The following is a 24,869-nucleotide window of genomic DNA, read 5'->3' as shown; positions in this document are numbered from 1 at the left end:
CAGTTAAGTATGTTTTAAGAAGGAAACACTATGAAAGATAAGACAGAAAAAAAGACACTGAAGGAAAAACTGAAGGAAACCCTGGATCATATGGCCCGGGAGAATCAGAAGGAATTCGGCAGCGGGAAAATGGACTGCTGTTCCAACAACCGCAGATTAAACAGCCGTGGAAAACAGTAAAAAGAAAGGGAACACCGCAATGCTTACCATCGGATGCCACTTATCCTCATCCAAAGGCTATCTGGCCATGGGACAAACCGCCCTGTCCATCGGGGCCAGTACATTTCAGTATTTTACCAGGAATCCCCGGGGCGGAAGGGCAAAGCCCCTGGATGAAAAAGACGCGGAAGCGTTTGTAAATTTTGCCCGGGAAAACGGAATCCACACCCCGCTGGCCCACGCGCCCTACACCTTAAACGGGTGTTCCGCGGATCCGCGGGTCCGGGCCTTTGCCCGGGAAACCATGGCGGATGATCTGGCCCGGCTGCAGCATATTCCCGGCAGCTGCTATAATTTTCATCCGGGCAGCCATGTGCGCCAGGGCGTGGACATGGGCATCGCGTATATCACAGAGATGCTGAATGAAGTGCTTGCCCCGGAACAGACCACCACGGTTTTGCTGGAAACCATGGCGGGAAAAGGCACGGAAATCGGGCGCAGCTTTGAAGAACTGCGGCGGATTCTGGACGGGGTGGAATTAAGCAGCCACCTGGGCGTCTGCCTGGATACCTGCCATGTGTTCGACGGAGGCTATGACATTACAGAAAATCTGGATGCCGTGCTGCGGGAATTCGATGCGGTCATCGGGCTGGAACGGCTGAAAGCCGTTCATTTAAATGACAGCAAAAACCCGCTGGGCTCCCATAAGGACCGGCATGAAAAAATCGGCCAGGGAACCATTGGCGCCGCAGCCTGCGTCAGGATCATCAGCCATCCGGCCCTCAGGAATCTGCCGTTCTATCTGGAGACCCCCAATGACCTGGCCGGATATGAGGAGGAAATCCGCTGGCTGCGGGAGCATCAGAAACCGGCGTCCTGAAATGTAAACTAAATTGCAATAAAAGTTGACAATCAGCGCCTGCTGACGTATAGTAAGGGCATATTACGTCAGAAAGGAGCCGGTCCGGGACAGAGCGCCTGTTTCCGGGCCATCAGAAACTATCATGGAGATCGGAACCATTGCGGAAGAAATCATCGCGGGACGCAGACTCAGGCGGGGAGAAGACCTGTCTTTTCTGGTTACCTGTGATCTGGAGGAATTGTGTGAAGCTGCGGATGCCGTACGCCGCGCGCTGTGCGGAGACCGGGTGGAGCTGTGCAGCATTGTAAACGGCAGAAGCGGACACTGCGGAGAAGACTGCAAATTCTGCGCCCAGTCCGCGCACCACGGAGCAGACTGTGAAGTCTATGACCTGATGGACCGGGAGCGGCTGCTGGCGGCCTGTATGGAAAACGCGGCGGGCGGCGTGGACCGGTTTGCCATCGTAACTTCCGGGCGGGCGCTGAGCGGCGATGATTTTGAACACGCGGCAGAGGCTTTCGCGGAAATGAAGGAACGCTGCGCCATCGATCTGTGCGCGTCCTTCGGCCTTCTGACCGATGAGCAGTTCGCCAGACTGAGGGAGGCAGGGGTTACCCGGTATCATGAAAATCTGGAGACTTCCCGTCGGTTTTTCCCTGAGATATGCACCACCCATACCTATGAGGATAAAGTGGCGGCGATCAGACGCGCCCGGGCTGCGGGGATGGAAGTGTGCTCCGGCGGCATCATGGGTATGGGAGAAACCTGGGAAGACCGGATTGACATGGCGCTGGAGCTGCAGGAACTGGGTGTGGGCTCCATTCCGATCAACATTCTGATGCCGATCCCGGGAACGCCGCTGGCAGACCGCAGCCCCTTGGAAGAGAAGGAAATCCACCGCTGTATGGCGGTCTTCCGCCTGATCAACCCGGAGGCGCAGATCCGCATGGCAGGGGGACGCAGCTTAATGCCGGCGGACGGCAGGGACGCCTTTGCCTGCGGCGTCAGCGCGACGATTACCGGAAATATGCTGACCACAAGCGGCTCCACAATCCGCAGTGACCGGGAGATGCTGAAAGAACTGGGCAGATCCTGCAAACCGGCCGGGGCGGACAGCGGTACAGATAAAACGCTGTAGCAAACGATAAAAACAGAGTAGCCTTCCGTCCGTATGCGGATAGCAGCCGCCCTGAGATTCTGTTATAATGAGGACAGCAAACGCAGAGCAGCGCATCCATGCATAAGGAGGATCAGCAAATGGGTAAAAAAATCGGTGTAACCAAAGAAGAACAGACCTTATCCTATTTTAAATTTTATGAGCGGGACCTGGCGCCGATTCCGGAGAAGAAAATCGCGATTCGTGACGGACAGCCGGCCAGACAGAGTGTTTCTTTTGATGATAAAAACCTGTTCCTGAAGGGAGAAGACGAGAATTTCTGCCAGCTGGGATACGGGGTAAATCCCGACGGCACGGGCTTCGTGTGCAACGAGACCTATATGCCAGGGGTAACGGTGGAAATGCTGGACTGGTGGTTCCCGTGGCACAGTGTAGGCTCTGACCTGCGTTACAAAATCTGGGATCCGGAAGACCACTGGTTTGCCAAGGCAGATAAAGTGGATTACGTCATTGATCCTGCGGTTCCCAACCGGGAGAAGACCTGGGGCGTGACCCATATGATTATGGAAGACGCAGGCAACGGTCCGGATGCCCTGGCTCTTCAGTTCATGCGCCCGGCGGATTTCGGATATGATGAATCCATCATCGGCACAGACAAGTGTGCTTCCCTGGTCTGCGCTGTGGGCAAAAGCGAAGTGGCTGCTGCCATGACCCACAAGTGGTATCCTTATCAGGACGGTGTTATGTTCTGCTCCAGATTTTGGATCGGATACGGCCTGGCAGAGGGAAAACCGGTACGGACACTTCCGGAAGGCGCAGCGGTGCCGCCCTTTGTTCCGCAGGGACTCTTCGGCCATAATATCAAGGAATTCACAAACCTCGCCGCCATTCTGCCGGAAGTATACGCGGAAAATAAAGATAATTTTTGATTCGGACCCGGCGGGAGACCGGCAGATGATTGACAAAAGAAAAACTGCCTGATAGAATGTGGACCACAGCCGGCAGCGCAGCGCTGCCGCACATCGGAGGGCATTTGCAAAAGAGTGCCGTGCAAGGCGCAGCAGGGGCTGCAGCCGGAATGGGACCGTAAAGGAGCCAGACAAGATGAATATCTTGCCTGGCTTTTTTTCAGCAGATTTTTCCGATAGAATAACAGCAGACAGTTACGCAGGATCTCCCGGAAACTGTCCCCGGGAGATTCCAACCGAACAAGGGGGAATGAACATGGGATTTTTACTTGTAGCGATTGCATCGGTGATTCTGGGAATTTATCCTTCGGTGCAGAAAGGAATTTTACTTTCCGGCGTCTCGCCGCTGTCACTGGTGGTGATCTGCAATGCCAGCGCCGGGGCCTTTGCCGCGCTGCTGGGAACTGTTCGGAAGGAGTCCTTCCGGGTGGACCGCCGGACGCTTCTGCAGCTGGCGGCCGTCGGCATTCTGGGACTGTTTCTGACGGATTACCTGCTGAATGTGGCATATACCATGATTCCGGTGGGATTCACCACGATGATCCACTTTTTTTATCCGGCTCTGGTGTGCCTGGTTATGACCGTTGTGTTCCGGGAAAAGATGACCGGCTGGAAAGCCGGGGCGGTTCTTCTGTCGGTCCTGGGCCTTTTTCTGATTTCCGGCGGACGGTTCAGCGGCCGGAAAATCGGCATCCTGGTGGCGCTGGTCACTTCCTTTGCCTATGCGTTTTATATGATCGCCAATGAAAAGAGCCGGACGGCCCGGCTGTCGCCGATGGTCCGCGCGGCTTACTACAATCTCTTTGTGACCCTGGCTGCCCTGGCCGTCTCAGCCATCCGGGGAGAATACAGCTATCCGAAAACGGCCGTGCACTGGAGTCTGGCCATTCTGGTGGGCATCCTGCTGTCTGCCTCCGCCATGCTTCTGTTTGCGGGGATCGGACGGCTGGGCGCCGGACGGGCTTCCTTTATCAATATGCTGGAGCCGGTCACCAGTATCGTGGTCAGTATGCTGGTGTACCGGGATCAGGTATCGTTTTTGAGTATCCTGGGCTGTGTGCTGATTCTGGCGGCGCTTCTGCTGATTTCCTTCGGCGGTGTCCGGAAGGGGAGCAGGGCGGAAGAAGAGACATGATGTCAAAAAACCAACGGCATGACGGATTGCATAAAAAGCGAAACGACGGCAGGGAGATGAAAAATCCGGTTGACAAACTCCTTCAATTGTTTTAAGTTTTAATCGTTCAAATTATTTAATAAAAAGATTTAATAAAATAGTTTGAAATGACAGGACTGAAAAGACAATCATTTATCGGAGGAAAACACCATGGCAACATTTGACAAAGTAAAAGAAATTATCGTAGATACCATGAGCTTTAATGAGGATGACATCACAATGGATGTGGACCTGATCAAGGATCTGGGAGCGGATTCCATCGACGCGGTTGAGCTGATCATGGCACTGGAAGAGGAATACGGCCTTGAGATTCCGGAAGAGGAAGCCGCAAAACTGACAAAGGTAAGTGAGATCGTATCCTACATCGACGCGCACGCAAACTAAGGGAGTGATCAGCATGAATCTGGAAATGAAAGAAATACAGGAATTGCTGTCCCAGTTTCAGGCGTCTGAAATGTGCGAGCTGGAGTTTGAGGCCGGAGAGATCAAACTTGCGGTAAGAAAGAAAGAAGCTTTTTTTGAACCGGAGCCTGCGTACTGCGCGGCTCCGGTTCCTGTACCGGCAGCAGGGACACCTTCCGTGTCACAGGTACCGGCAGCAGGGTCTGCTTCTGCCGCCGCGCAGACGCCGGAGACAACGGCACAGCCGGAAGCATCCGCGGCGGCTGCCGGAACCGAACTGACCGCGCCGCTGGCTGGAATCTTTTACCGGGCATCCAAACCGGGAGAAGCCCCCTATGTGGAAGTGGGCGCTTCCGTGAAAAAAGGCGAGACCGTGGGTCTGATCGAAGCCATGAAGATTATTAACGAAGTGCCGGCGCCCTGTGACGGTGTGGTAACAGAGATCCTGGCAGAAGACAGCACATTCGCGCAGTACGGAGAAGTACTGATGCGCATTGAGGAGAAGGGCAATGTTTAAGAGAATGCTCATCGCCAACCGGGGCGAAATCGCCATGCGTATTCTCCGTTGCTGTACAGAACTGGGGATTGAAACCGTTTTAGTATATTCCGAAGAAGACGCGGACAGCATGCCGGTGCAGTTCTGTACCGAGGCCGTCTGCATCGGCCCCGCGGCAGCCGCGGCCAGTTATCTGAACCAGGACAGTATCCTGGAAGCTGCCAGGGCATATCACTGCGAGGCGATCCATCCGGGATTCGGATTTTTGTCGGAAAACGCGGACTTTGCCCAAGCCTGCGCAGACAGCGGAATCGAGTTTATCGGTCCGTCTGCGGACATGATCCGCGGAATGGGAGACAAACAGTCTGCCAGAAGCCTGATGCGGAAGAATGGGGTTCCGGTGGTTCCCGGTTCCGACGGATTGGTGGAATCCGCGGCCCAGGCAAGGGAAATCGCGGACAGGATCGGATATCCCGTACTGCTGAAAGCTTCCGCGGGCGGCGGGGGCCGGGGAATGCGCACCGCCTTCGATGCCGATGAAGTGGAGGCCGCTTTCGAAAGCGCCCGGGCCGAGGCACTGGCTGCCTTCGGTAACGGGGATATGTATCTGGAAAAACTGATCTTAAATCCCCATCATATTGAATTTCAGATCTTAGGTGACAAGCATGGCAATATCATCCAGCTGGGTGAGCGGGACTGCTCCATGCAGCGGCGGAATCAGAAGCTGATCGAAGAGTCACCGGCCAAAATACTCAGCGCAAAACAGAGAAATGCCATGGCAAAGGCTGCGTTAAAAGCAGCCCGGGCAGTGAAGTATTACAGCGCCGGCACAGTGGAATTCGTGCTGGATGCCGAGGGGCATTTCTATTTTATTGAAATGAATACGCGGATCCAGGTGGAGCATCCGGTGACAGAGATGGTAACGGGTGTGGATCTGATCCGGGAACAGATCCGGATTGCCGCCGGCCTCAGGCTGTCCTATAAGCAGGATGAGATTCACTGCGGCGGGCATGCCATTGAATGCCGGATCAACGCGGAAAATCCGGAAAATAATTTCCTGCCGTCCCCGGGCGAGGTGACATTCCTGCATCTGCCGGGCGGCTTTGATGTGCGGGTGGAGACCGCACTGTATCAGGGATGCAGAATCAGCCCCTGGTATGATTCCATGGTGGCCAAAATCATCGTCCACGCGCCGGGTCGGCTGGAGGCGATCCGCAGAATGCGGATGGCTCTGGAGGAGACCATCATTGAGGGCGTGGATACAAATATCGAATTTCTGCTGCTGATCATGTTCAATCTGGATTACATGATGGGCAATGTGGATACCTCCTTTATTGAGCGCAATACCGGCGGGCTTCTGGCCTGGAACCGGGAAAGCAACAAAATGAAGGAACAGTAGGAAGAAAGTGTAAGAGGCGCAGGCAATGAACAGTTTTACCAGCTTTACGGAACGCAGGAACAAAATGCTCTCCTTTAAAAAACTGCGGGAACACAATGTCAGTTTAAAAAGCGGCAGCAGAGACCTGGAGCTGCTGTTTGACGAGGGCACTTTCCATGCGGTCTATGACAGGATCGAAAGTGTGGATCCGCTGAATTTTCCGGGCTATAAGAAAAAACTGAAGGACCTGAGACAGAAAACCGGCCTTTCGGACGCGGTGATTGCGGGTTACGGAAAAATCGAAGGAGTGACAGCCTTCGCGGCATATCTGAACCGGGACTTCCTGATGGGAAGCCTGGGCAGCGCGGTAGGAGAAATACTGACCCGCACCATTGAGGCAGCACAGAAACGGGGCTGTCCCCTGATTATTTTCTCCGCCAGCGGCGGTGCCCGGATGCAGGAAGGACTCTACGGCCTGATGCAGATGGCCAAAACCAGCGCCGCCATTCAGCGCTTCAAGGATGCCGGCGGGCTCTATATCTCCGTCCTGATGCATCCCACCACCGGAGGCGTCAGCGCCAGTTTTGCAAGCCTCGGGGATATTATTCTGGCGGAACCCGGCGCCCTGATCGGATTTGCCGGCCCCCGGGTCATCGAGCAGACCATCGGGGAATCCCTGCCGGAGGGATTTCAGCGGGCGGAATTCCAGCTGGCGCACGGATTTGTGGACAGGGTGGTGCCGAAGAATGATATGCGCAAGATCATCGGACAGATCCTGCGCCTGCACGAACCCCGGGAACATCGGCGGAACAGGGAGGCAGAGGCATGAAGAAAAAACTGACAGCTTACGACCGTCTCCTGCTGGCCAGGGACCGCAGACGGCCGAAAATCACAGATTATATTGAGGAACTGTTTGAAGAGTTTCTCCCGCTGTGCGGAGACCGGCTGGGAAAAGAAGACGCCTCCATATACGGCGGCATCGGATTTTTCGAGAAACAGCCGGTAACGGTGATCGGCCACAGAAAGGGAAGTACCCTGGAGGAAAATCTAAATTTTAACTTCGGCATGCCGGGGCCGGAAGGCTACCGCAAAGCCCTGCGCCTGATGAAGCAGGCGGAAAAGTTCGGCCGTCCGGTGATTACATTGATCGATACGCCGGGCGCCTATCCGGGCATGGAAGCGGAAGAAAACGGAATCAGCACGGCAATTGCCGAAAATCTGGCGCAGATGAGTACCCTGCAGGTACCTGTGATCGCGATTGTTACCGGAGAAGGCAGCAGCGGCGGCGCCCTGGCGCTGGGGGTGGCGGATTCTGTCTGGATGCTGGAGAACGCGGTCTATTCGATCCTTTCCCCGGAGGGATTTGCCAGCATTCTGTGGAAGGACGCCGGACGCAGCAGGGAGGCCTGTGAAGTGATGAAAATGACTGCGGGCGAACTGCTGGAAGCAGGGCTGATCGACCGGGTGATCCCGGAGCCGGAAGGGGGGATTCAGGAAGATTTCCTCTCCTGCGCGGCCCGGATCAAACAGGAGCTCAGCACGGAACTGCAGCGGCTGATGCGCATACCGGCGCAGGAGCTGATAGCGCAGCGTTATGAAAAATTCCGCCATATTGAAGGGGACAGACATCCGGTGCGGCGAAAGACCAACGGATAGGCGGAAGCAAACGCAGAATAGTCAGGAAAGAGAGAAAAGTAAAATGCAGGGAATACAGATCACCGGAATGGGCGCCGCTCTGCCGGCCAACCGTGTGACCAATGAAGATTTGGCACGGATTGTGGATACTTCAGACGAGTGGATCCGCACCAGAACCGGAATCAGGAGCCGGTATTTCAGCAAAGGAGAAACCCATACCCAGCTGTGCACGGAGGCGGCACGGAATGCGCTGGAAGACGCGGGCGTTACACCGGATCAGATCGGTCTGTGTGTGGTGGCCACGATCTCGGCGGACTACAACACCCCCTCCGCGGCAAGCCTGGTACAGGCGGCGCTGGGCATACCCGAGGATACCCCCTCCTTTGATGTCAACGCGGCCTGCGCGGGCTTCGTCTACGGACTGAATGTGGTCAGCGCCATGCTGGGCTGCGGCAATATCGAACGGCCCTACGCACTGCTGATCGGCGCGGAACAGCTGTCGAGAATGCTGAATATGCAGGACCGGGGCACCTGCGTGCTGTTTGGAGACGGCGCGGCGGCTGCTGTGCTCCACCGTTCCGACAGTCACCGGTTTTTCTGCCGGCTGGGTTCCCGGGGAAATGCGGAAGCGCTGCATACACCGGGACTGATGTATCCGGAGCAGTGGATTCATATGGACGGGCACGCGGTGTTCCGGTTTGCCACGGGAGCCATCAATCGGGGAATTACCCTGATGGAACAGGACTCCGGCGTATCTGCCGGGGAAATCGATTATATTGTCTGCCACCAGGCCAACCGGCGCATTATTGATTATGTCAGAAAACGGAGAAAACTGCCGGAGGAAAAATTCTTTATGAATCTGGATCGGTACGGCAACACCTCCGGCGCCAGCATCCCGCTGGCCCTGGCGGATATGAAGAAGGCCGGCATGTGCAGTCCGGGAACCCGGATGTTTGTCTCCGGATTCGGCGGCGGACTGACCTGGGCAAGCGCTTATCTGGAGTGGTAAGACGCATACAGAGAATGGAGAAAACAGATCAATGAAACGACTCAATGAAATTCTTGCTATCCGTTACCCCTTTATTCAGGGCGGTATGGCCAATATTGCAACCGGTGAATTCGCGGCAGCCTGCTCCAATGCGGGCGCTCTCGGGCTGATCGGATCCGGCGGGATGGACGCGGCCACTCTGGAGGAACAGATTGCCATTGCCAGAAAACATACCGATCAGCCCTTCGGGGTAAATCTGATGCTGATGAATCCCCAGGCGGATGAAATGGCAGATCTGATTGCCCGGGAGAAAATCCGTGTGGTGACCACCGGGGCGGGAAATCCGGGAAAATATATGGATCGGTGGAAAGAGCAGGGAATCACCGTGATTCCGGTGGCAGCCAGCGTGGCGCTGGCCCGGCGCCTGGTACGGGCCGGCGCGGACCTGATCATCGCGGAAGGCGGTGAGAGCGGCGGCCATGTGGGCGAGATGACGACCATGACACTGGTGCCCCAGATGATTGACCAGATCGATGTGCCGGTGATCGCGGCAGGAGGAATCGCGGACGGCAGACAGCTGGCGGCCGCCTATGCCCTGGGCGCCTGCGGTGTGCAGGTGGGTACCTGTCTTCTGGTCAGTGAAGAGTGCCCGATTCATGAGAATTACAAGCAGGCCCTGCTGGACAGCGGAGACAACAGTACCGTGGTGACCGGCAGAAGCCAGAACGCGCCGGTCCGGGTACTGAAAAATCAGATGGCCCGCCGGTATCTGAAACTGGAAAAAGAGGTGGCCAGCCGGGAGGAACTGGAGAAACTGACGCTGGGATCCCTGCGCAAGGCAGTATTTGACGGCAATACAAAAGAAGGATCCCTGATGGCCGGCCAGGTATGCGGCCAGCTGAAGGAGATTCGGCCGGTGGCGGATATCTTCGCCTCCCTGGAGCAGGAAGCGGCAGAAGTGATAAGAGGATTACAGGCATGAAATTAGCTTTTTTATACGCAGGACAAGGCAGTCAGAAACCGGGAATGGGCAGAGATCTGTATGACGCCTATCCCGCCTTCGCGGCGGTGCTGGATCGGGTGGATCCGGGATTTGACTTAAAGGCCATGATGTTTGACGGCACCATGGAGGAACTGATGGAGACCCGCAACACACAGCCGGCGCTGGCCGCCTTTGCGGCCGGTGTGACGGCTGTGCTGTATGAACACGGGATCCGGCCGGAGATGGCAGCGGGGCTCAGCCTTGGCGAGTACAGCGCCCTTCACGCAGCCGGTGTGTTTGACGCGGAGACCCTGGTGAAGCTGACGGCCTTTCGGGGCAGAGCAATGGAAGAAGCCGCCAGAGGACAGGAAGGCGTCATGTATGCCATTATGGGACTGGACGCCGAAGCCGTGGAAGAGGCCTGCCGGAAAGCGTCCGGCACAGGTCTGGTGGAAGTGGCCAATTACAACACCAGCAGTCAGACCGTGATTGCCGGACAGCGGGAAGCGGTGCAGGCAGCGGCAGCTTTTGCGAAAGAGGCCGGGGCGCGCCGCGCGGTGCCCTTAAAGGTCAGCAGCGCGTTTCACACATCCATGATGCATCCCGCCGGGGAGGCCCTGCGGGAACAGTTTCGGCAGATGCAGTTCGGAACCATGCAGTTTCCGGTGATTTTTAACACCACGGCCCGGCCGCTGGCAGAGGGAGAGACCATTCCCGGACTGCTGGAGCAGCAGGTGCAGTCCAGTGTCCGCATGGCGCAGACCATTCGCTATATGGAAGCGCAGGGGGTGGATACCATCCTTGAGATCGGCCCCGGAAAGGCGCTGTCCGGCTTTGTGAAGCGTACGGCAAAAGAGATCCGGGTCAGCGCGGTGGAAGACGCGGCCGGCATGGCCGAACTGCTGGAGCGGTTCGGGCGTTAGGAATCCGCAGACCCGGGGAACAGAGCGTTCCGGAGCCGGGAAGACAGGCGTTCGGGACGGAAAGACAGGTGTTCCGGGGATGGGAAAACAGGAATTCCGGAGACAGGAAAATAGACGTCCGTCAGGACAGACGGAGAAAAGAGGAAAATATGGGACTTGAGAATCAGGTGGCCCTGGTTACCGGCGGAAGCCGCGGCATCGGAAGAGCGGTATGCATCCGTCTGGCACAGGAGGGAGCCGATATTGTCATTAATTACGCGGGAAATGAAGAAAAGGCACAGGAGACAGCCAGGGCCTGTGAAGCATACGGGGTCCGTACCCTGTGTGTGAAAGGCGACGTGGCAGATCCTGCGCAGGTGGACGCTTTGTTTCAGCAGGCCATGGAATTTGGCGGAAGAATTGACATTCTGGTGAACAATGCGGGCATTACCCGGGACAATATCATGCTTCGGATGAAACCGGAGGACTTTGACCGTGTCATGCAGGTAAATCTTTACGGAACCTTTTACTGTATGAAACGGGCGGCCCGGATTATGCTGAAGCAGAAGTACGGCCGGATCATTTCCTTGAGCAGTGTGGTGGGAATCCGGGGCAACGCGGGACAGGCCAATTACTCCGCCAGCAAAGCGGCAGTGATCGGCATGACAAAATCCCTGGCCAAGGAACTGGCGGCGAAGGGAATCACAGTCAACGCGGTGGCACCGGGCATGATTGCCACGGAAATGATGGCGGCAGTCAGTGAAGAAGCAAAAAAAGCCATTGCGGATTCGATTCCTGCCAGACGGGCCGGGGAACCGGAAGATGTGGCGAATGCCATCGCCTTTTTCGCGGCAAGGGAATCCGCGTATCTGACCGGTCAGGTCCTGTGTGTGGACGGCGGAATGGCCGTATAGGAGGAAAACATGAGCAGAAGAGTAGCAATTACCGGACTGGGCATCATCTGCCCCATCGGCAATACCGTGGAAGAAGCGTGGGATGCTGTCCTGCAGGGAAAAAACGGAATCGGGCCGATTACACACTATGATACCGCAGGGCGGAAAGTGACCCTGGCCGGTGAAGTCAAAGATCCGGATTTTCAGAAATACATTGACAAACGGGAACTGAGAAAAATGGATCCCTATACCCAGTTTGCCATGACAGCGGCTGTGCAGGCCATGGCAGATGCGGGACTGGAAGAACCGGAAGGGGATACGGATACCTGGGAAGAGCGGAATCGCTGGGGAATCATTATGGCCAGCGGAATCGGCGGCATCAGCACTATCGAACAGGAGCAGACCAAAGGACTGGAAAAGGGGTTTGACCGGGTGTCTCCCCATTTTATTCCGAAATCCATCTCCAACATGGCTGCCGGCCAGATTGCCATCCGCTTCGGACTTCACGGACACTGCAGCTGTACGGTATCCGCCTGCGCCAGCGCGGCCAACGCCATCGGAGACGCCTTTCGTCTGATTCGGGACGGCTATGAGGACCTTATGGTATGCGGCGGGGCAGAAGCAGCCATTACTCCCCTGTCCATCGGCGGATTTACCACATTGAAAGCACTGACCACGGAATCGGATCCTTCCCGGGCCTCGATTCCTTTTGATAAAGAGCGCAGGGGATTCGTAATGGGAGAAGGCGCAGGCTGCCTGATTCTGGAAGAATACGAACATGCGGTAAGCAGAGGCGCTCATATTTACGGAGAACTGGCAGGATACGGCGCAAACTGTGATGCCCATCATATCACCGCTCCTCTGGAGGACGGCGCCGGGGCAGCCCGCTGTATGGCAGATGCGTTAAAAGACGCGCAGGTGGCGCCGGAGGCAGTGGATTACATCAATGCCCACGGCACATCCACACCGATGAATGACCGGTGTGAAACCGCAGCGGTGAAGCAGGTATTCGGCGCCCATGCAAAGCAGCTGAAAATCAGCTCCACAAAATCCATGACCGGCCATCTCCTGGGCGCCAGCGCGGCAGTGGAAGCAGTTCTGACCGTAAAGGCAATGGAGCAGGATTTTCTGCCGCCCACCATTAATTATCAGGTACCGGATGAGGAATGCGACCTGGACATCGTGCCCGGCCAAGGCTATTCTTCCCCGATAAATGTCGCTATATCCAATTCCCTCGGATTTGGCGGGCATAATGTTACCCTTGTATTCAGAAAGCAGAGGTCTTAAGATGAGATTGAATTCGAATGAAATTGAGGAGATCCTTCCTCACCGGTACCCTTTTCTGATGATTGACCGGGTGACGGAATGTGAACCGGGACAGTTCGCGGATGCCATCAAGTGCGTCAGCGCCAATGAGATGCAGTTCTGCGGCCATTTCCCGGGCCATCATGTAATGCCGGGGGTGCTGGTGCTGGAAGCGCTGGCACAGACCGGGGCAGTGGCGCTTCTTACCGAAGAGGAAAATAAGGGAAAACTTGTCTTTTTCGGCGGAGTGAACAACGCGAGATTCCGCAGGCAGATTCAGCCGGGAGATGTGCTGCAGCTGCACTGTGAGATCATTTCCCGCAAGGGACCTGTGGGCAAAGGCAGAGCAGTGGCTTCCGTAGACGGACAGAAAGCAGTTACGGCAGAGCTTACATTTGCAATTTCGCAGACGGAGTAAGGAATGCCGGATCTGCAGGCGAAGGGGGAAAATACAGGATCCATGGAGGGAAGACATTGGATGTAACAGAAGCATTTTACGAAGTATATGAGAAATTCAAGATGCATTTTTACCGGGAAGTATTCCGCAGTTTTGGCAACCGGGAAGCAACGCTGACCACCGTGGAGACCTTCTGCATGGAAGTGATCTATGCCATGGGACGGCCCACCATCAACGAATTTGCATCGTTTATTCAGATCTCTCCGCCAAATGCCGCATACAAGGTCAACAACATGATCAAAAAAGGGTATGTGCGCAAAGTGCAGTCCCAGAAGGACAAGCGGGAATATTATCTGGAAGTGACCCAGAAATATATTGACTATTACAATATCAGCTGTCAGTATCAGAGCCAGGTGTTTGACCGGTTAAAGACGGATCTGACCCGGGAAGAGCAGGAATTTCTCCGGCATATCCTGGAGACCATGTCCCGGAAGCTGATGCCGGAGGTGCCTCAGTACCACCGGCCGGGACGCCGGATCGACGGGACACTGAAGGAAGAAGCGTCCATGGAGACGGAAGACAGTACAGAAGAATAAAAGCAGGCGGCTGCCGTGTCAGAAACGGTTTCGCCGCCGGATCAGAAGCAGGATCCGGCGGTGAAGCAGTGGAAGACAGGGCAGCCGGTTCTTTTTTCAGAAGGCGGAATATGCTACAATAGGGCACAGTGAAAATCAGGAAACGCCAGGAAAGGAATGGGTACAGGGTGACATTTGAAGAGTTTCAGAAGCAGTATGGGATCCATCTGAACGCGCAGCAGGAAGAAGCGGTGAAGCTTACCGAAGGACCGGTGCTTCTGCTGGCCGTTCCGGGCAGCGGGAAGACCACGGCAGTCGTGACCCGGCTGGCATACATGATTTTCTGCAAAGGGATCGCGCCGGAGCGCATCCTGACCCTGACCTATACTGCGGCGGCCACCAGGGATATGGCAGACCGTTTTTCCGAACGGTTTGGAGCGAAATTGGCCCAGCATCTGGAATTCCGTACCATTAACGGGATCTGTGCCCGGGTGATCTATTTTTATGGCCGGCAGACCGGGCGGGAGGCCTTTCGCCTGGTCACCGATGAAAAAGAGATCCTGCATCTGCTGGCAGAGATCTATCAGCAGGTGGAAGGCGGATACGCGACGGAAAATGACCGCAAGACCGTACGGACACTGATTACCTATATCAAGAATATGATGCTGACAGAGGAAGAAATCCGCAGGCTGGATGATACGGCCCAGATGAAGATTTCCGCAATTTATCAGCGCTACCACGGAGAAATGCGGAAACGGGGGCTTATGGACTATGATGACCAGATGGCCTATGCCTACACCATCCTGCGGCGCAGTCCCCGGACTCTGCAGTATTTCCGCAGCTGCTATCCGTATCTGTGTGTGGACGAGGCACAGGACACCTCCAGGATTCAGCATGCGCTGATTGCCCTGCTGGCCGGTAAACAGGGCAACCTGTTTATGGTGGGGGACGAGGACCAGAGCATCTACGGATTCCGGGCGGCCTATCCCCAGGCCCTGCTGCAGTTTGAGCAGGAACATCCGGGGGCAAAGGTGCTGCTGATGGAGGAAAATTTTCGTTCCGCCCGGGGCATTGTGCAGGCGGCAGATGCCTTTATTCAGAAAAATATCCTCAGACATCAGAAAAAAATGCGGGCACACCGCACCGACAGGGGGATCGTGCGAGCCATCGAAGTGGGAAGCAGATACGCGCAGTACAGTTATCTGGTGAAGGCAGCAGCCAACTGCGGAAACCGCACCGCAGTGCTGTACCGGGACAATGAGAGCATGCTGCCCCTGGCAGATCTGCTGGAGCGCAACGGGATTCCCTATCAGGTAAAAAACGCGGATCCCGGATTCTTTACCAGCAGAATCGTAACGGATATCCGTCAGATCATACAGTTTGCCCGGGATCCGGAAAATACGGAACTGTTTCTGCAGATTTACTATAAAATGGGAACCTATCTGAGCAAAGAAAAGGCCCGGGCGGCCTGCAGCCTGAGCAGGGAGCGGCAGATTCCGGTGCTGGACGCGGCGGTCCGGTTTCTTCCGCTGACTTCCGGGACAGAGAAAAGTGTCCGCCATATCCGCAGTCAGCTGCAGGCGCTTCTGACAGATTCCGCGGATCAGGGCATCCGCCGGATTATCCGGGACATGGGATACGCGGCCTATCTGGACCGGGCCGGTATAAACGACAACAAACTTTATATCCTGCGCAGCCTTTCCTACGGGGAAGCGTCGCCGGAATCCCTGCTGGCCCGTCTGGATGAGCTGGCGCGGATTCTGCGGTATAAGGAAAATGATCCCGGCTGTCCCTTCCTGCTGTCTACCATTCATTCCAGCAAGGGCCTGGAATACGATACGGTCTATCTGCTGGATGTGGCGGACGGAATCTTTCCGGAATCCATCCCCCTGAATCCGAAGCAGGCGAAAAAAGAAGAGCTGGAAGCCTACGAAGAAGAACGGCGCCTGTTTTATGTGGGAGTCACCCGGGCAAAAAACCGGCTGTATCTGTTTCGGCAGAAATCCCGGCCGTCCCTGTTTATCCGGGAACTGATGAAAGGCGCGGGAATTCCGGCACAGGGAAAAACGGAGGGAACTGCTGAACGAGGAACATCCGGGACAGCAGCCTCAGGAACCGCACGGCCGGCATATGTCCGCAGTTCTGCTGCAGGGAGAAGCTTCCACGGAAAACCGAAAGAAACCTTTGAAGAGTTTCGGGCCGGGATTGACACCGGCGGGGAGGTGCGGCACCGGGTGTTCGGTACCGGGGAGGTTATGGCAGTCACAGAGGATGCGGTGCTCATACGGTTTGCGGATCAGGAGAGAAAATTTCTGCTGCGGGTACTGTATGAGGGAAACCTGCTGCATCGGTAACGGAATAAGGGGCGGCAGCACCGGAAACTGGTGCTGCCGCCCCTTAAAACAAGGCACAGAAGCGGATGGATCTGCTATTCGTTTTCCAGAAAAGCTCCCGTCTGCCGGCCCCACAGGAGCGCGTATTCGCCGTTGGCTTTCAGCAGTTCCTCGTGGGTGCCGTCTTCGGCTGCTCTGCCGTCAGACAGGACAATGATCCGGTCCAGAGAAGCAATGGTGGAGAGACGGTGGGCCACTACAATGGAAGTGCGGCCCTGCATCAGGTGGATCAGGGCGTCCTGTACCAGTTTTTCCGATTCGGAATCCAGGGCGCTGGTTGCCTCATCCAGCACCAGAATCGGGGCGTCTGCCAGAATGGCCCGGGCGATGGCCACACGCTGCCGCTGGCCGCCGGAAAGCTTGATGCCCCGTTCGCCTACCAGGGTATCAAACCCCTGGGGGAGCTTTTCGATAAACTCCAGTGCATTGGCCTCCCGGGCAGCGGTACGGATTTCCTCCGGCGTGGCATCCGGTTTGCCGTAGGCGATATTTTCACGAATGGTCCGGTGGAACAGCAGTGCTTCCTGGGGGACATAGGCAATCTGGCGCCGCAGGGACTGCTGGGTGCAGGCCGAGATGTTCTGGCCGTCTACCAGAATTTCACCCTGCTGGATATCCGAGAGACGCAGCAGGAGTTTGGTCAGGGTGGTTTTGCCTGATCCGGACCGTCCCACCAGCCCCACCCGCTGTCCGGCGGGAATATGGAGGGAAAAATCATCAAAGACCAGATCCTGCTCCCCTGCATCGGGATAGCGGAAGGAAAGATGGCTGAAATCAATGGCTCCATGGCGTACCTCCAGGGGGAGGGCATCCGGCCGGTCTGCCACCAGGGTAGGAGCGTCCAGGACTTCCGTCATTTCCGCGGCATCTCCGATGGCGCGGTTTAACCGCTGCATGGTGGAATTGATCATATTGAAACGGTTGGTGAGCTGGAAGGTGTAGGTAAACATCATCACCAGCGTACCGGCAGAGATCCCGAACCAGGCATTGCCGCCGGCGATAAAGACCGTAACCACAGCCATAATCAGGACGATGAGGGAAGAGGATACCGCGCCCTTGCGGTTGGAAGAGCGCATGCGGCGGGAATCCGCCTGCACCACGTCGGCATTTGCTTTTTCAAAAAGGCTGCGCTCATAGTCTTCCCTGCCGTAGGTTTTGACGGAAAGAATATTGGTTACCGCGTCGGACAGTTCGCCGGAGAGGGCATTCTGAGCGGAAGATGCCTCGGAATTTAAATGCAGGGCCCGTTTGTACATCACATAAGTGACCAGGATATAGAAAAACAGGATCACGCACAGGATCAGAACAAACAGCGGAACCGTCCGTACCAGCATAACAATGATCAGGATGACGGAGAAGAGCATCGGAAGAATGGAGTAAATCATCAGTTCCGCAAGCTGGGAATAGGCACTCATGAATTTGGAAGTCTGACTGACCAGAGAGCCGCCGAACCGGTTGCTGTGAAAAGTCATGGACTGATTGGACAGGGTGTCAAAACAGGTGGTGGCCAGATCGTAGCTGGCATAGATTTCCAGTTTCCAGCAGGAGTAGTCCTGCAGTTTGGAGCAGATCTGCCCCACAATGTTGACAATAATCAGCGCTGCAATATAGGGACCGAAGACCGGAAAGACCTGATCGGCCGGAACAGATCCGACAGTCACCCGATCGACAATGCGTCCCATGTAGTAGCTGTTGGCATAGGTCAGCAGTCCCACATACCCCAGGGTGGACAGAATCCCCAGAAGGAAAATGAAGGGATGGGTCTTAGTCACTGCCCAGAAATAGTGCAGGGTTCTGCGGGTGGTGGATGTGCGGTTTGCTTTTTTCATCAATGGTATTACCTCACTTTCGCAGGGCACGGGCCCTGAGACTGATACCGCAAGAGGGTATTGTATTCCTATTGTATGTATTTTCCGAAAAAAAGCAAGGGGGAGCCAGAGGCAGATCTGCTGCCTGAGGTTTATTCATTGATGAAAAGTTTATTTCCTAAACGCTAAAAAATTGATTTATCGAACGAAAATAGATATAATGGTAAAAAAGTGTTTAGCATTGAGGGGAAAGATTATGACAGCAGAAGAAGCATTAGAAAAACTGAAAGAGGGAAATCAGCGTTTTATGGAAACGGACTGTCCCGCCGGAGACCTGACCAGGAAAGCCAGAAATCTGGCGCTGCACGGCCAGCACCCCTATGCGGTGATCGTCTCCTGTTCGGATTCCCGGGTCATCCCGGAAGCGGTTTTTTCCGCCGGTATCGGGGAACTGTTTGTGATTCGCGTGGCCGGCAGTGTTATTGACGCGCACCAGCTGGGCAGTATCGAGTATGCGGTGGATCATCTGGGCGCGGCGCTGGTGGTGGTGCTGGGGCATACCCGGTGCGGCGCGGTGGACGCGGCCATTCGCAGGCAGCAGGACGGGTTCATCGGTTCTCTGGTGGCATCGATCCTTCCTGCCATCGGGGAAGAGACGGATGATTACCGGGCCGGCTGCCGAAATGCCCGCTACGGCGCGGAACAGATCCGCCGGGCGCTGCAGGCAGAAGCAAAACATCCGGATCTGCAGGTCTCAGGCGCAATGTATCATCTGGATACCGGCTGTGTGGATTTCCTGTAAAAAGAATCCGGAACGGAAGGATGGACTGTGCATAAAATACCCGGATAGGGTATATAGTGCACAGATTTTTTGTGCCTTTTTATGGAAAAACTGTGGAAAGTGCCAATTGAAAAAGTACCCCATGGGGGTATATAGTGATGAAAACAGGAAGATACCCCGTGAGGGTATATAAACAAGTGGATATCCCATAAGGGGATACCATCATAAAACAGAAAACCGCCGGATGCCTGTATCGGGTCAGGCGGTTCGGACGGAGAGGAGGAGACCCAGATGGCTGATGGAAAGAACTGCTGTTCCGGAGAGAGAAATCTGGAAGAAACACAGGCCATTCCCGACTGCTGCAGACATAAGACCAAGGAGCGTTCGGAAAAAGAATACAAAGATCTGGTCAACCGGTTAAGACGGGTGGAAGGACAGATCCGCGGAATCCGCAAGATGCTGGATGCCAATGCCTACTGCATTGATATTATAACCCAGGTGGCTGCGGCAAACGCGGCGCTGAACAGTTTTAACAAGGTTCTGCTGGCCAATCATATCCGTACCTGCGTGACGGAGGACATCCGCGCGGGCAGGGAAGATAAGGTGGATGAGCTGTTGAAGCTTTTGCAGAAACTGATGAAGTAAAGGAGGGATCCACAGGTGGAACAGTATGATGTAACAGGAATGAGCTGTGCTGCCTGCCAGGCCCGGGTGGAAAAAGTGGTGGCAAAGGTGCCGGGCGTGACCGATGTGTCCGTCAGCCTGCTGACGAATTCCATGCGGGTGGAAGGCACCGCGGACGCGGACGCGGTATGCCGGGCAGTGGAGGACGCCGGCTATGGCGCCCGGATCAGGACTTTTGAATCCGCAAAGAAGACAGGAATCACAGAGAGACTGCAGGCAGAGGAAGAGGCGCTGGAAGACAGGACCACGCCTCAGATGATCCGGCGGCTGACCGCTTCGGTAATCGTGCTGCTGGTACTGATGTATTTTTCCATGGGTGCGCATATGTGGGGATGGCCGGTGCCGCCGTTTCTGCAGGACAATCATGTGGGCATGGGGCTTTTGCAGATGCTGCTGACCATGGTTATTATGTATACCAACCGGAAATTTTTCATCAGCGGATTCCGCAGCCTGGCGCACCGGGCGCCGAATATGGACTCCCTGATTGCCATCGGCGCCGGCGCTTCCTTCGGATACAGTCTGGTGATGCTGTTTGTGATGAGTGATTTGCAGAGCAGAGGAGGCAATGCGGCAGCAGCTCCGGTGATGAACGAATTTTATTTCGAGTCTGCCGCTATGATCCTGACGCTGATTACCATCGGAAAGACCCTGGAATCCTATTCCAAGGGGCGTACCACGGACGCTTTGAAAAGCCTGATGAAACTGGCGCCGAAGACGGCGAATGTCATTCGGGACGGCGTGGAGCAGCAGGTTTCCGTGGATGAAGTCGTACCGGGTGATATCTTTGCGGTTCGTCCGGGAGAAAACATTCCGGTGGACGGCGAAGTACTGGAAGGAAACAGCGCAGTGAATGAGTCCGTACTGACCGGGGAAAGCATTCCGGTGGATAAGGAACCGGGCAGCCGGGTATCCGGGGCCACCCTGAATCAGAGCGGTTTTCTGAAATGCCGGGCCACCCGGGTAGGCGAGGATACCACGCTGGCCCAGATTATTGCCATGGTCAGCGACGCTTCGGCGACCAAAGCGCCGGTGGCAAAACTGGCGGACCGGATTTCCGGCGTATTTGTGCCGGCGGTGATGCTGATTGCGGCAGCGGTGACGGTGATCTGGCTGGTGCTCAGCGGCGGAGACATCGGACTGGCACTGCAGCGGGGCATCAGTGTGCTGGTGGTATCCTGCCCCTGCGCGCTGGGCCTGGCGACGCCGGTGGCCATTATGGTAGGCAGCGGCATGGGCGCAAAGAACGGGATCCTGTTTAAAACGGCGGAATCCCTGCAGGAGACCGGTACCATGCAGATTATTGCATTGGACAAAACCGGTACCATTACCAAGGGAACGCCGCAGGTGACAGATCTGATTCCCGCAGAAGGTTATTCCGACAGGGAACTGGTTCGTCTGGCAGCCGCGCTGGAAGCAAAGAGCGAGCATCCGCTGGCAAAAGCGGTGATGGCTTATGCGGACGCGAACCGCATGGAGGCCGAAGAGGTTTCGGAGTTTCAGACCATGACCGGCAGCGGCCTGACGGCAGTCCTGGATGGAAAGCGCCTGTACGGGGGAAATGCCCGATTCATCGAATCCCGGGCCGAGATTCCCGATGCCCTGGGGCAGCAGGCAGAGATACTGGCGGCAGACGGCAAGACCCCCCTGTATTTTTCCGCAGACGGCAGACTGGCCGGTGTGATTGCCGTGGCAGATACGATCAAGGAAGATTCCGCGGAGGCCATCCGTCAGATGAAAGAGATGGGACTCCATGTGGTGATGCTGACCGGAGACAATCGGAAGACAGCGGAAGCCATCGGCCGGCAGGCCGGTGTGGATGAAGTGGTGGCCGGTGTGCTGCCGGAGGGAAAAGAAGCCGTCATCCGCCGCCTCCAGGAAAAAGGCAAGACCGCAATGGTAGGAGACGGGATCAATGACGCGCCTGCGCTGACCCGGGCAGATATCGGCATTGCCATCGGTGCCGGCACGGATGTGGCCATTGATGCCGCGGATGTGGTATTGATGAAATCCGGGCTGAAAGATGCCGCGGCAGCCATACGCCTGTCCCGGCAGACCTACCGGGATATTCTGCAGAATCTGTTCTGGGCGCTGATCTATAACGTGGCGCTGATTCCGCTGGCGGCCGGCGCGTATGCGAAGCTGGGGCTGTTCATGAGCCCCATGTGGGGAGCGGCGGCCATGAGCTGCTCCAGTGTATTTGTGGTATGCAACGCGCTGCGGCTGAATCTGTTCCGCTTTTTCGATCCCCGGCATGACCGGAAGGCCCGTCATCCGGTACCGACAGATGCAGAGGGGCGGCTTCTGGGCAGCGAACCGGAAGAAAACTCCGTTCCGGGACAGACAGAAGAGGATGCGGCAGCCGGTGAGCCGGCTGTTCATCATACAGAATGCAGCACACGAAAGGAGAAAAGTGAGATGACAGAAACAGTACATATTAAAGGAATGATGTGCGGCCATTGCGAGGCTGCGGTAAAGAAAGCGCTGGAGGCGCTGGACGGCGTGGAAAGCGCACAGGTCAGCCATGAGACGGGAACCGCGGTTTTGAACCTCAGCGGCGCCGTGGCAGATGCGGAGATTCAGAAAGCGGTGGAAGACAAAGATTACGAATTCGTATCCATCGAAAAATAAACAGATGCATCCGCAAAAACAGCAGATGGGAGCAGAAAGGCGGGATTCCGGAAGGGATCCCGCCTTTCTGCTCCCAGGAACGCCCCGGTTCTTTTTGCTCCGGTTCTTGCGCGGAAGATTCCGCGGTGCTATGCTTAGATTCCAGAAAGCACACAGGGAGGAGAAAAGGAATCCATGGCGGGAACACTGAAGGAAACAAAGGAACAATTTGAAAAAGAAGAACAGGACAGCGGGGGTGCCGGCGGGACGCTCTCCAGAGACCAGGTGATTATCCGGACCAGTGTGATCGGCATACTGGCCAATGTACTGCTGGCAGCTTTTAAGGCGCTGGCAGGCCTCGCGACCCACTCCATCGCCATCACCATGGACGGGGTCAACAATCTTTCCGACGCGGCCTCCTCGGTCATTACCATTGCCGGGACAAAGCTTGCGGGAAAGGAGCCGGACCGGAAGCATCCCTTCGGCTATGGACGGATCGAATATCTGACGGCAATGGTGATTGCGGTCCTGGTGCTTTACGCGGGCATTACCGCCCTGAAGGAATCCATCGGCAAGATTATTCATCCGGTGGCGCCGGAGTACGCGCCGGTGCCGCTGGTAATTATTGCAGTGGCGGTACTTGTGAAAATCCTGCTGGGGCGCTTTGTCACCAGCCGCGGCAAACGGGTGAATTCCGACTCCCTGAAAAACTCCGGGGCGGATGCCACACTGGATTCGGTGATCTCTGCCGCAGTGCTGGCTGCCGCGCTGATTTATCTGTGGACCGGGCTGTCCCTGGAAGCGTGGCTGGGCGCGGCAATCGCTGCTCTGATCATCAAATCGGGAATAGATATGCTGCGGGAGACTCTGTCCAAAATCCTGGGCGAACGGGCAGACGCGGAAATGGCGGCCAGAATCAAGGGAATTGTCTGCAGTTTTCCGGAAGTGCAGGGCGCTTACGATCTGGTGCTGAACAACTACGGACCGGATACCTACAACGGATCCATTCATATCGAAGTGCCGGATACCTGTTCCGTGGACCGGCTGGATGAGCTGCTGCGGGAAATCGCGGTAAAAGTATACCATGAATGTCATGTGATCCTGACAGCCATCGGTGTGTATTCCTTAAACACCAGGGATCCGCGGGCCCGGGAGGTACGGGAGGAAGTCAGAAAAATTGTCATGAGCCATGAACATATCCGTCAGATGCACGGCTTCTACCTGAATGAAGAAAAAAAGACCATTCGGTTTGATCTGGTGGTGGGCTTCGAGGCAGAGGACCGCCGGGCGCTGTACCGCCATGTGATCGCGGATGTACAGGAACGGTATCCGGAGTATACCCTGCAGGTGGCAATGGATACGGATTTTTCAGAAAGTTAGGAGAAGCACGGATGAAGTATTACGCAGCACCGCTGGAGGGAATCACCGGTTATCCGTTCCGCAATGCTGTCCAGAAGTTTTTTCCGGGAGCGGACCGGTATTTTTCCCCGTTTCTGGTAGCGAATCAGACCCTGACCTTCAAGAAGAAAGAACAGAGAGATGTGGCTCCGGCAAACAACCGGACACTGACCCTGATTCCGCAGATCCTCACCAACCGGCCGGAACAGCTGGTATGGGCCGCGGAGCAACTGTATGATCTGGGATATCCGGAGATCAACCTGAATCTGGGCTGTCCGTCCGGGACCGTGACCGCGCGGCACAAGGGGGCCGGTATGCTGGAAGACCCGGATGGCCTGGACCGGTTCTTTGCGCAGGTGTTTGAGCTGCTGCGGCAGAAAAAGGAAAAAGAGGGAAAAAGCCCGGTCCTGTCAGTGAAAACCAGAATCGGCGTCCGGGAGCCGGCAGAGGCAGACCGGCTGATTGCTGTATACAATCGCTACCCCCTGGCGGAGGTCACAGTGCATCCCCGGGTACAGAAAGAGATGTATCAGGGAAAGCCCCATCTGGAAATATTTGCCCGGTTTTACGCGGACTGTGTACACCCGCTGGTGTATAACGGAGATGTGAATACCGTGGCGGACTGCCGGCGGATCGAAGCGCAGTTTCCGGCGGTCCGGGCAGTTATGATCGGCCGGGGAATGGTGGCGGATCCGGCAGTTTTCCGCAGACTGCGGGGCGGCGAACCGATGAAACCGGAGGAACTGAAACAGTTCTTGGACTGCCTGATGAATGACTACGCGGCGGAAATGTCCGGGGATCTGCAGGTTATGTGCAAAATGAAGGAGATCTGGGGCTATCTGGGCAGCAGGTTCCCGGACAGCGGGAAATACATCCGAAAAATCCGGAAAGCCCGGACCATTGCGGAATATGAAGGGGCGCTGGGGGATCTGTTTCTCCACTGCAGAATGCTTGCATAGACAGGG

At 56.0% G+C, this 24,869-nt stretch carries 24 protein-coding genes; 23 read left to right on the top strand and 1 reads right to left on the bottom strand.

Annotation, left to right across the window (positions count from 1 at the left end):
- Window positions 1–30: 30 nt before the first annotated feature.
- The 18 genes from CXIVA_RS14070 (at window position 31) to CXIVA_RS01815 (ending at window position 16,587) form a co-directional block, all read left to right on the top strand.
- Entirely contained in the window at window positions 31–180 is a 150-nt protein-coding gene (locus tag CXIVA_RS14070) for an LDCC motif putative metal-binding protein (RefSeq protein WP_013976319.1), read from the top strand.
- A 19-nt stretch (window positions 181–199) separates the two neighbouring features.
- Entirely contained in the window at window positions 200–1,039 is an 840-nt protein-coding gene (locus CXIVA_RS01895) for a deoxyribonuclease IV (RefSeq protein WP_013976318.1), read from the top strand.
- Window positions 1,040–1,169: 130 nt separating this feature from the next.
- On the top strand, window positions 1,170–2,159 hold the full coding sequence (bioB, locus tag CXIVA_RS01890; RefSeq protein ID WP_347475640.1) for a biotin synthase BioB: 990 nt from the start codon (window positions 1,170–1,172) through the stop codon (window positions 2,157–2,159).
- Window positions 2,160–2,278: 119 nt separating this feature from the next.
- Window positions 2,279–3,067: a hypothetical protein gene (locus tag CXIVA_RS01885; RefSeq protein WP_013976316.1), complete on the top strand. Its 789-nt coding sequence runs from the start codon at window positions 2,279–2,281 to the stop codon at window positions 3,065–3,067.
- A 295-nt stretch (window positions 3,068–3,362) separates the two neighbouring features.
- Window positions 3,363–4,241 (top strand): DMT family transporter, encoded by an 879-nt coding sequence (locus tag CXIVA_RS01880; RefSeq protein WP_013976315.1) that lies wholly within the window; start codon window positions 3,363–3,365, stop codon window positions 4,239–4,241.
- Between the two features lie 189 nt (window positions 4,242–4,430).
- Window positions 4,431–4,664, top strand: coding sequence for an acyl carrier protein (gene acpP, locus CXIVA_RS01875; protein ID WP_013976314.1), 234 nt, complete (start codon window positions 4,431–4,433; stop codon window positions 4,662–4,664).
- Between the two features lie 13 nt (window positions 4,665–4,677).
- Window positions 4,678–5,199, top strand: coding sequence for an acetyl-CoA carboxylase biotin carboxyl carrier protein (gene accB, locus CXIVA_RS01870; protein WP_013976313.1), 522 nt, complete (start codon window positions 4,678–4,680; stop codon window positions 5,197–5,199).
- Window positions 5,192–6,577, top strand: coding sequence for an acetyl-CoA carboxylase biotin carboxylase subunit (gene accC, locus CXIVA_RS01865; RefSeq protein WP_013976312.1), 1,386 nt, complete (start codon window positions 5,192–5,194; stop codon window positions 6,575–6,577). The genes accB and accC overlap by 8 nt, the downstream gene beginning before the upstream one ends.
- 25 nt (window positions 6,578–6,602) lie before the next feature.
- On the top strand, window positions 6,603–7,385 hold the full coding sequence (locus tag CXIVA_RS01860; protein ID WP_013976311.1) for an acetyl-CoA carboxylase carboxyltransferase subunit beta: 783 nt from the start codon (window positions 6,603–6,605) through the stop codon (window positions 7,383–7,385).
- Window positions 7,382–8,212, top strand: a complete 831-nt coding sequence (locus CXIVA_RS01855; protein ID WP_013976310.1) for an acetyl-CoA carboxylase carboxyltransferase subunit alpha — start codon at window positions 7,382–7,384, stop codon at window positions 8,210–8,212. Before CXIVA_RS01860 ends, CXIVA_RS01855 begins: the two co-directional genes overlap by 4 nt.
- Before the next feature lie 43 nt (window positions 8,213–8,255).
- A complete protein-coding gene (locus CXIVA_RS01850) occupies window positions 8,256–9,200 on the top strand; it encodes a beta-ketoacyl-ACP synthase III (RefSeq protein WP_013976309.1) in 945 nt (314 codons plus the stop codon).
- A gap of 31 nt (window positions 9,201–9,231) precedes the next feature.
- Entirely contained in the window at window positions 9,232–10,161 is a 930-nt protein-coding gene (locus CXIVA_RS01845) for a nitronate monooxygenase (RefSeq protein ID WP_013976308.1), read from the top strand.
- Window positions 10,158–11,084 (top strand): ACP S-malonyltransferase, encoded by a 927-nt coding sequence (gene fabD, locus CXIVA_RS01840; RefSeq protein ID WP_013976307.1) that lies wholly within the window; start codon window positions 10,158–10,160, stop codon window positions 11,082–11,084. The genes CXIVA_RS01845 and fabD overlap by 4 nt, the downstream gene beginning before the upstream one ends.
- A gap of 149 nt (window positions 11,085–11,233) precedes the next feature.
- The gene (gene fabG / locus CXIVA_RS01835) at window positions 11,234–11,977 is read left to right on the top strand and encodes a 3-oxoacyl-[acyl-carrier-protein] reductase (protein ID WP_013976306.1); all 744 of its coding nucleotides are present in this window, start codon (window positions 11,234–11,236) and stop codon (window positions 11,975–11,977) included.
- Between the two features lie 9 nt (window positions 11,978–11,986).
- Window positions 11,987–13,243, top strand: coding sequence for a beta-ketoacyl-ACP synthase II (gene fabF, locus CXIVA_RS01830; RefSeq protein WP_013976305.1), 1,257 nt, complete (start codon window positions 11,987–11,989; stop codon window positions 13,241–13,243).
- Window position 13,244: 1 nt separating this feature from the next.
- Window positions 13,245–13,679, top strand: a complete 435-nt coding sequence (gene fabZ, locus CXIVA_RS01825) for a 3-hydroxyacyl-ACP dehydratase FabZ (RefSeq protein ID WP_013976304.1) — start codon at window positions 13,245–13,247, stop codon at window positions 13,677–13,679.
- A 56-nt stretch (window positions 13,680–13,735) separates the two neighbouring features.
- Complete coding sequence (locus CXIVA_RS01820; RefSeq protein WP_013976303.1) at window positions 13,736–14,254, top strand: MarR family winged helix-turn-helix transcriptional regulator; 519 nt, start codon at window positions 13,736–13,738, stop codon at window positions 14,252–14,254.
- Between the two features lie 167 nt (window positions 14,255–14,421).
- The gene (locus CXIVA_RS01815; protein ID WP_013976302.1) at window positions 14,422–16,587 is read left to right on the top strand and encodes an ATP-dependent helicase; all 2,166 of its coding nucleotides are present in this window, start codon (window positions 14,422–14,424) and stop codon (window positions 16,585–16,587) included.
- A 74-nt stretch (window positions 16,588–16,661) separates the two neighbouring features.
- On the opposite strand, the gene CXIVA_RS01810 is transcribed toward CXIVA_RS01815, so the two are convergent.
- The gene (locus CXIVA_RS01810; protein WP_013976301.1) at window positions 16,662–18,455 is read right to left on the bottom strand and encodes an ABC transporter ATP-binding protein; all 1,794 of its coding nucleotides are present in this window, start codon (window positions 18,453–18,455) and stop codon (window positions 16,662–16,664) included.
- A gap of 235 nt (window positions 18,456–18,690) precedes the next feature.
- On the opposite strand from CXIVA_RS01810, the gene CXIVA_RS01805 reads away from it, so the two are divergent.
- The 5 genes from CXIVA_RS01805 to CXIVA_RS01785 all read left to right on the top strand — a co-directional run bounded on the left by CXIVA_RS01805 (window position 18,691) and on the right by CXIVA_RS01785 (window position 24,863).
- On the top strand, window positions 18,691–19,236 hold the full coding sequence (locus tag CXIVA_RS01805) for a carbonic anhydrase (protein WP_013976300.1): 546 nt from the start codon (window positions 18,691–18,693) through the stop codon (window positions 19,234–19,236).
- Window positions 19,237–19,506: 270 nt separating this feature from the next.
- Window positions 19,507–19,860: a metal-sensing transcriptional repressor gene (locus tag CXIVA_RS01800; RefSeq protein ID WP_013976299.1), complete on the top strand. Its 354-nt coding sequence runs from the start codon at window positions 19,507–19,509 to the stop codon at window positions 19,858–19,860.
- Between the two features lie 15 nt (window positions 19,861–19,875).
- The gene (locus CXIVA_RS01795) at window positions 19,876–22,527 is read left to right on the top strand and encodes a heavy metal translocating P-type ATPase (protein ID WP_013976298.1); all 2,652 of its coding nucleotides are present in this window, start codon (window positions 19,876–19,878) and stop codon (window positions 22,525–22,527) included.
- 174 nt (window positions 22,528–22,701) lie between these two features.
- Entirely contained in the window at window positions 22,702–23,886 is a 1,185-nt protein-coding gene (locus tag CXIVA_RS01790; RefSeq protein ID WP_013976297.1) for a cation diffusion facilitator family transporter, read from the top strand.
- A gap of 11 nt (window positions 23,887–23,897) precedes the next feature.
- Window positions 23,898–24,863, top strand: coding sequence for a tRNA-dihydrouridine synthase family protein (locus CXIVA_RS01785; protein ID WP_013976296.1), 966 nt, complete (start codon window positions 23,898–23,900; stop codon window positions 24,861–24,863).
- Window positions 24,864–24,869: the final 6 nt, after the last annotated feature.

Source organism: Clostridium sp. SY8519 (assembly GCF_000270305.1).
Taxonomy (GTDB): domain Bacteria; phylum Bacillota; class Clostridia; order Lachnospirales; family Lachnospiraceae; genus SY8519.
The sequence above is the reverse complement of the archived record's forward strand: the minus strand, read 5'-3'. Positions and strand labels throughout refer to the sequence as shown.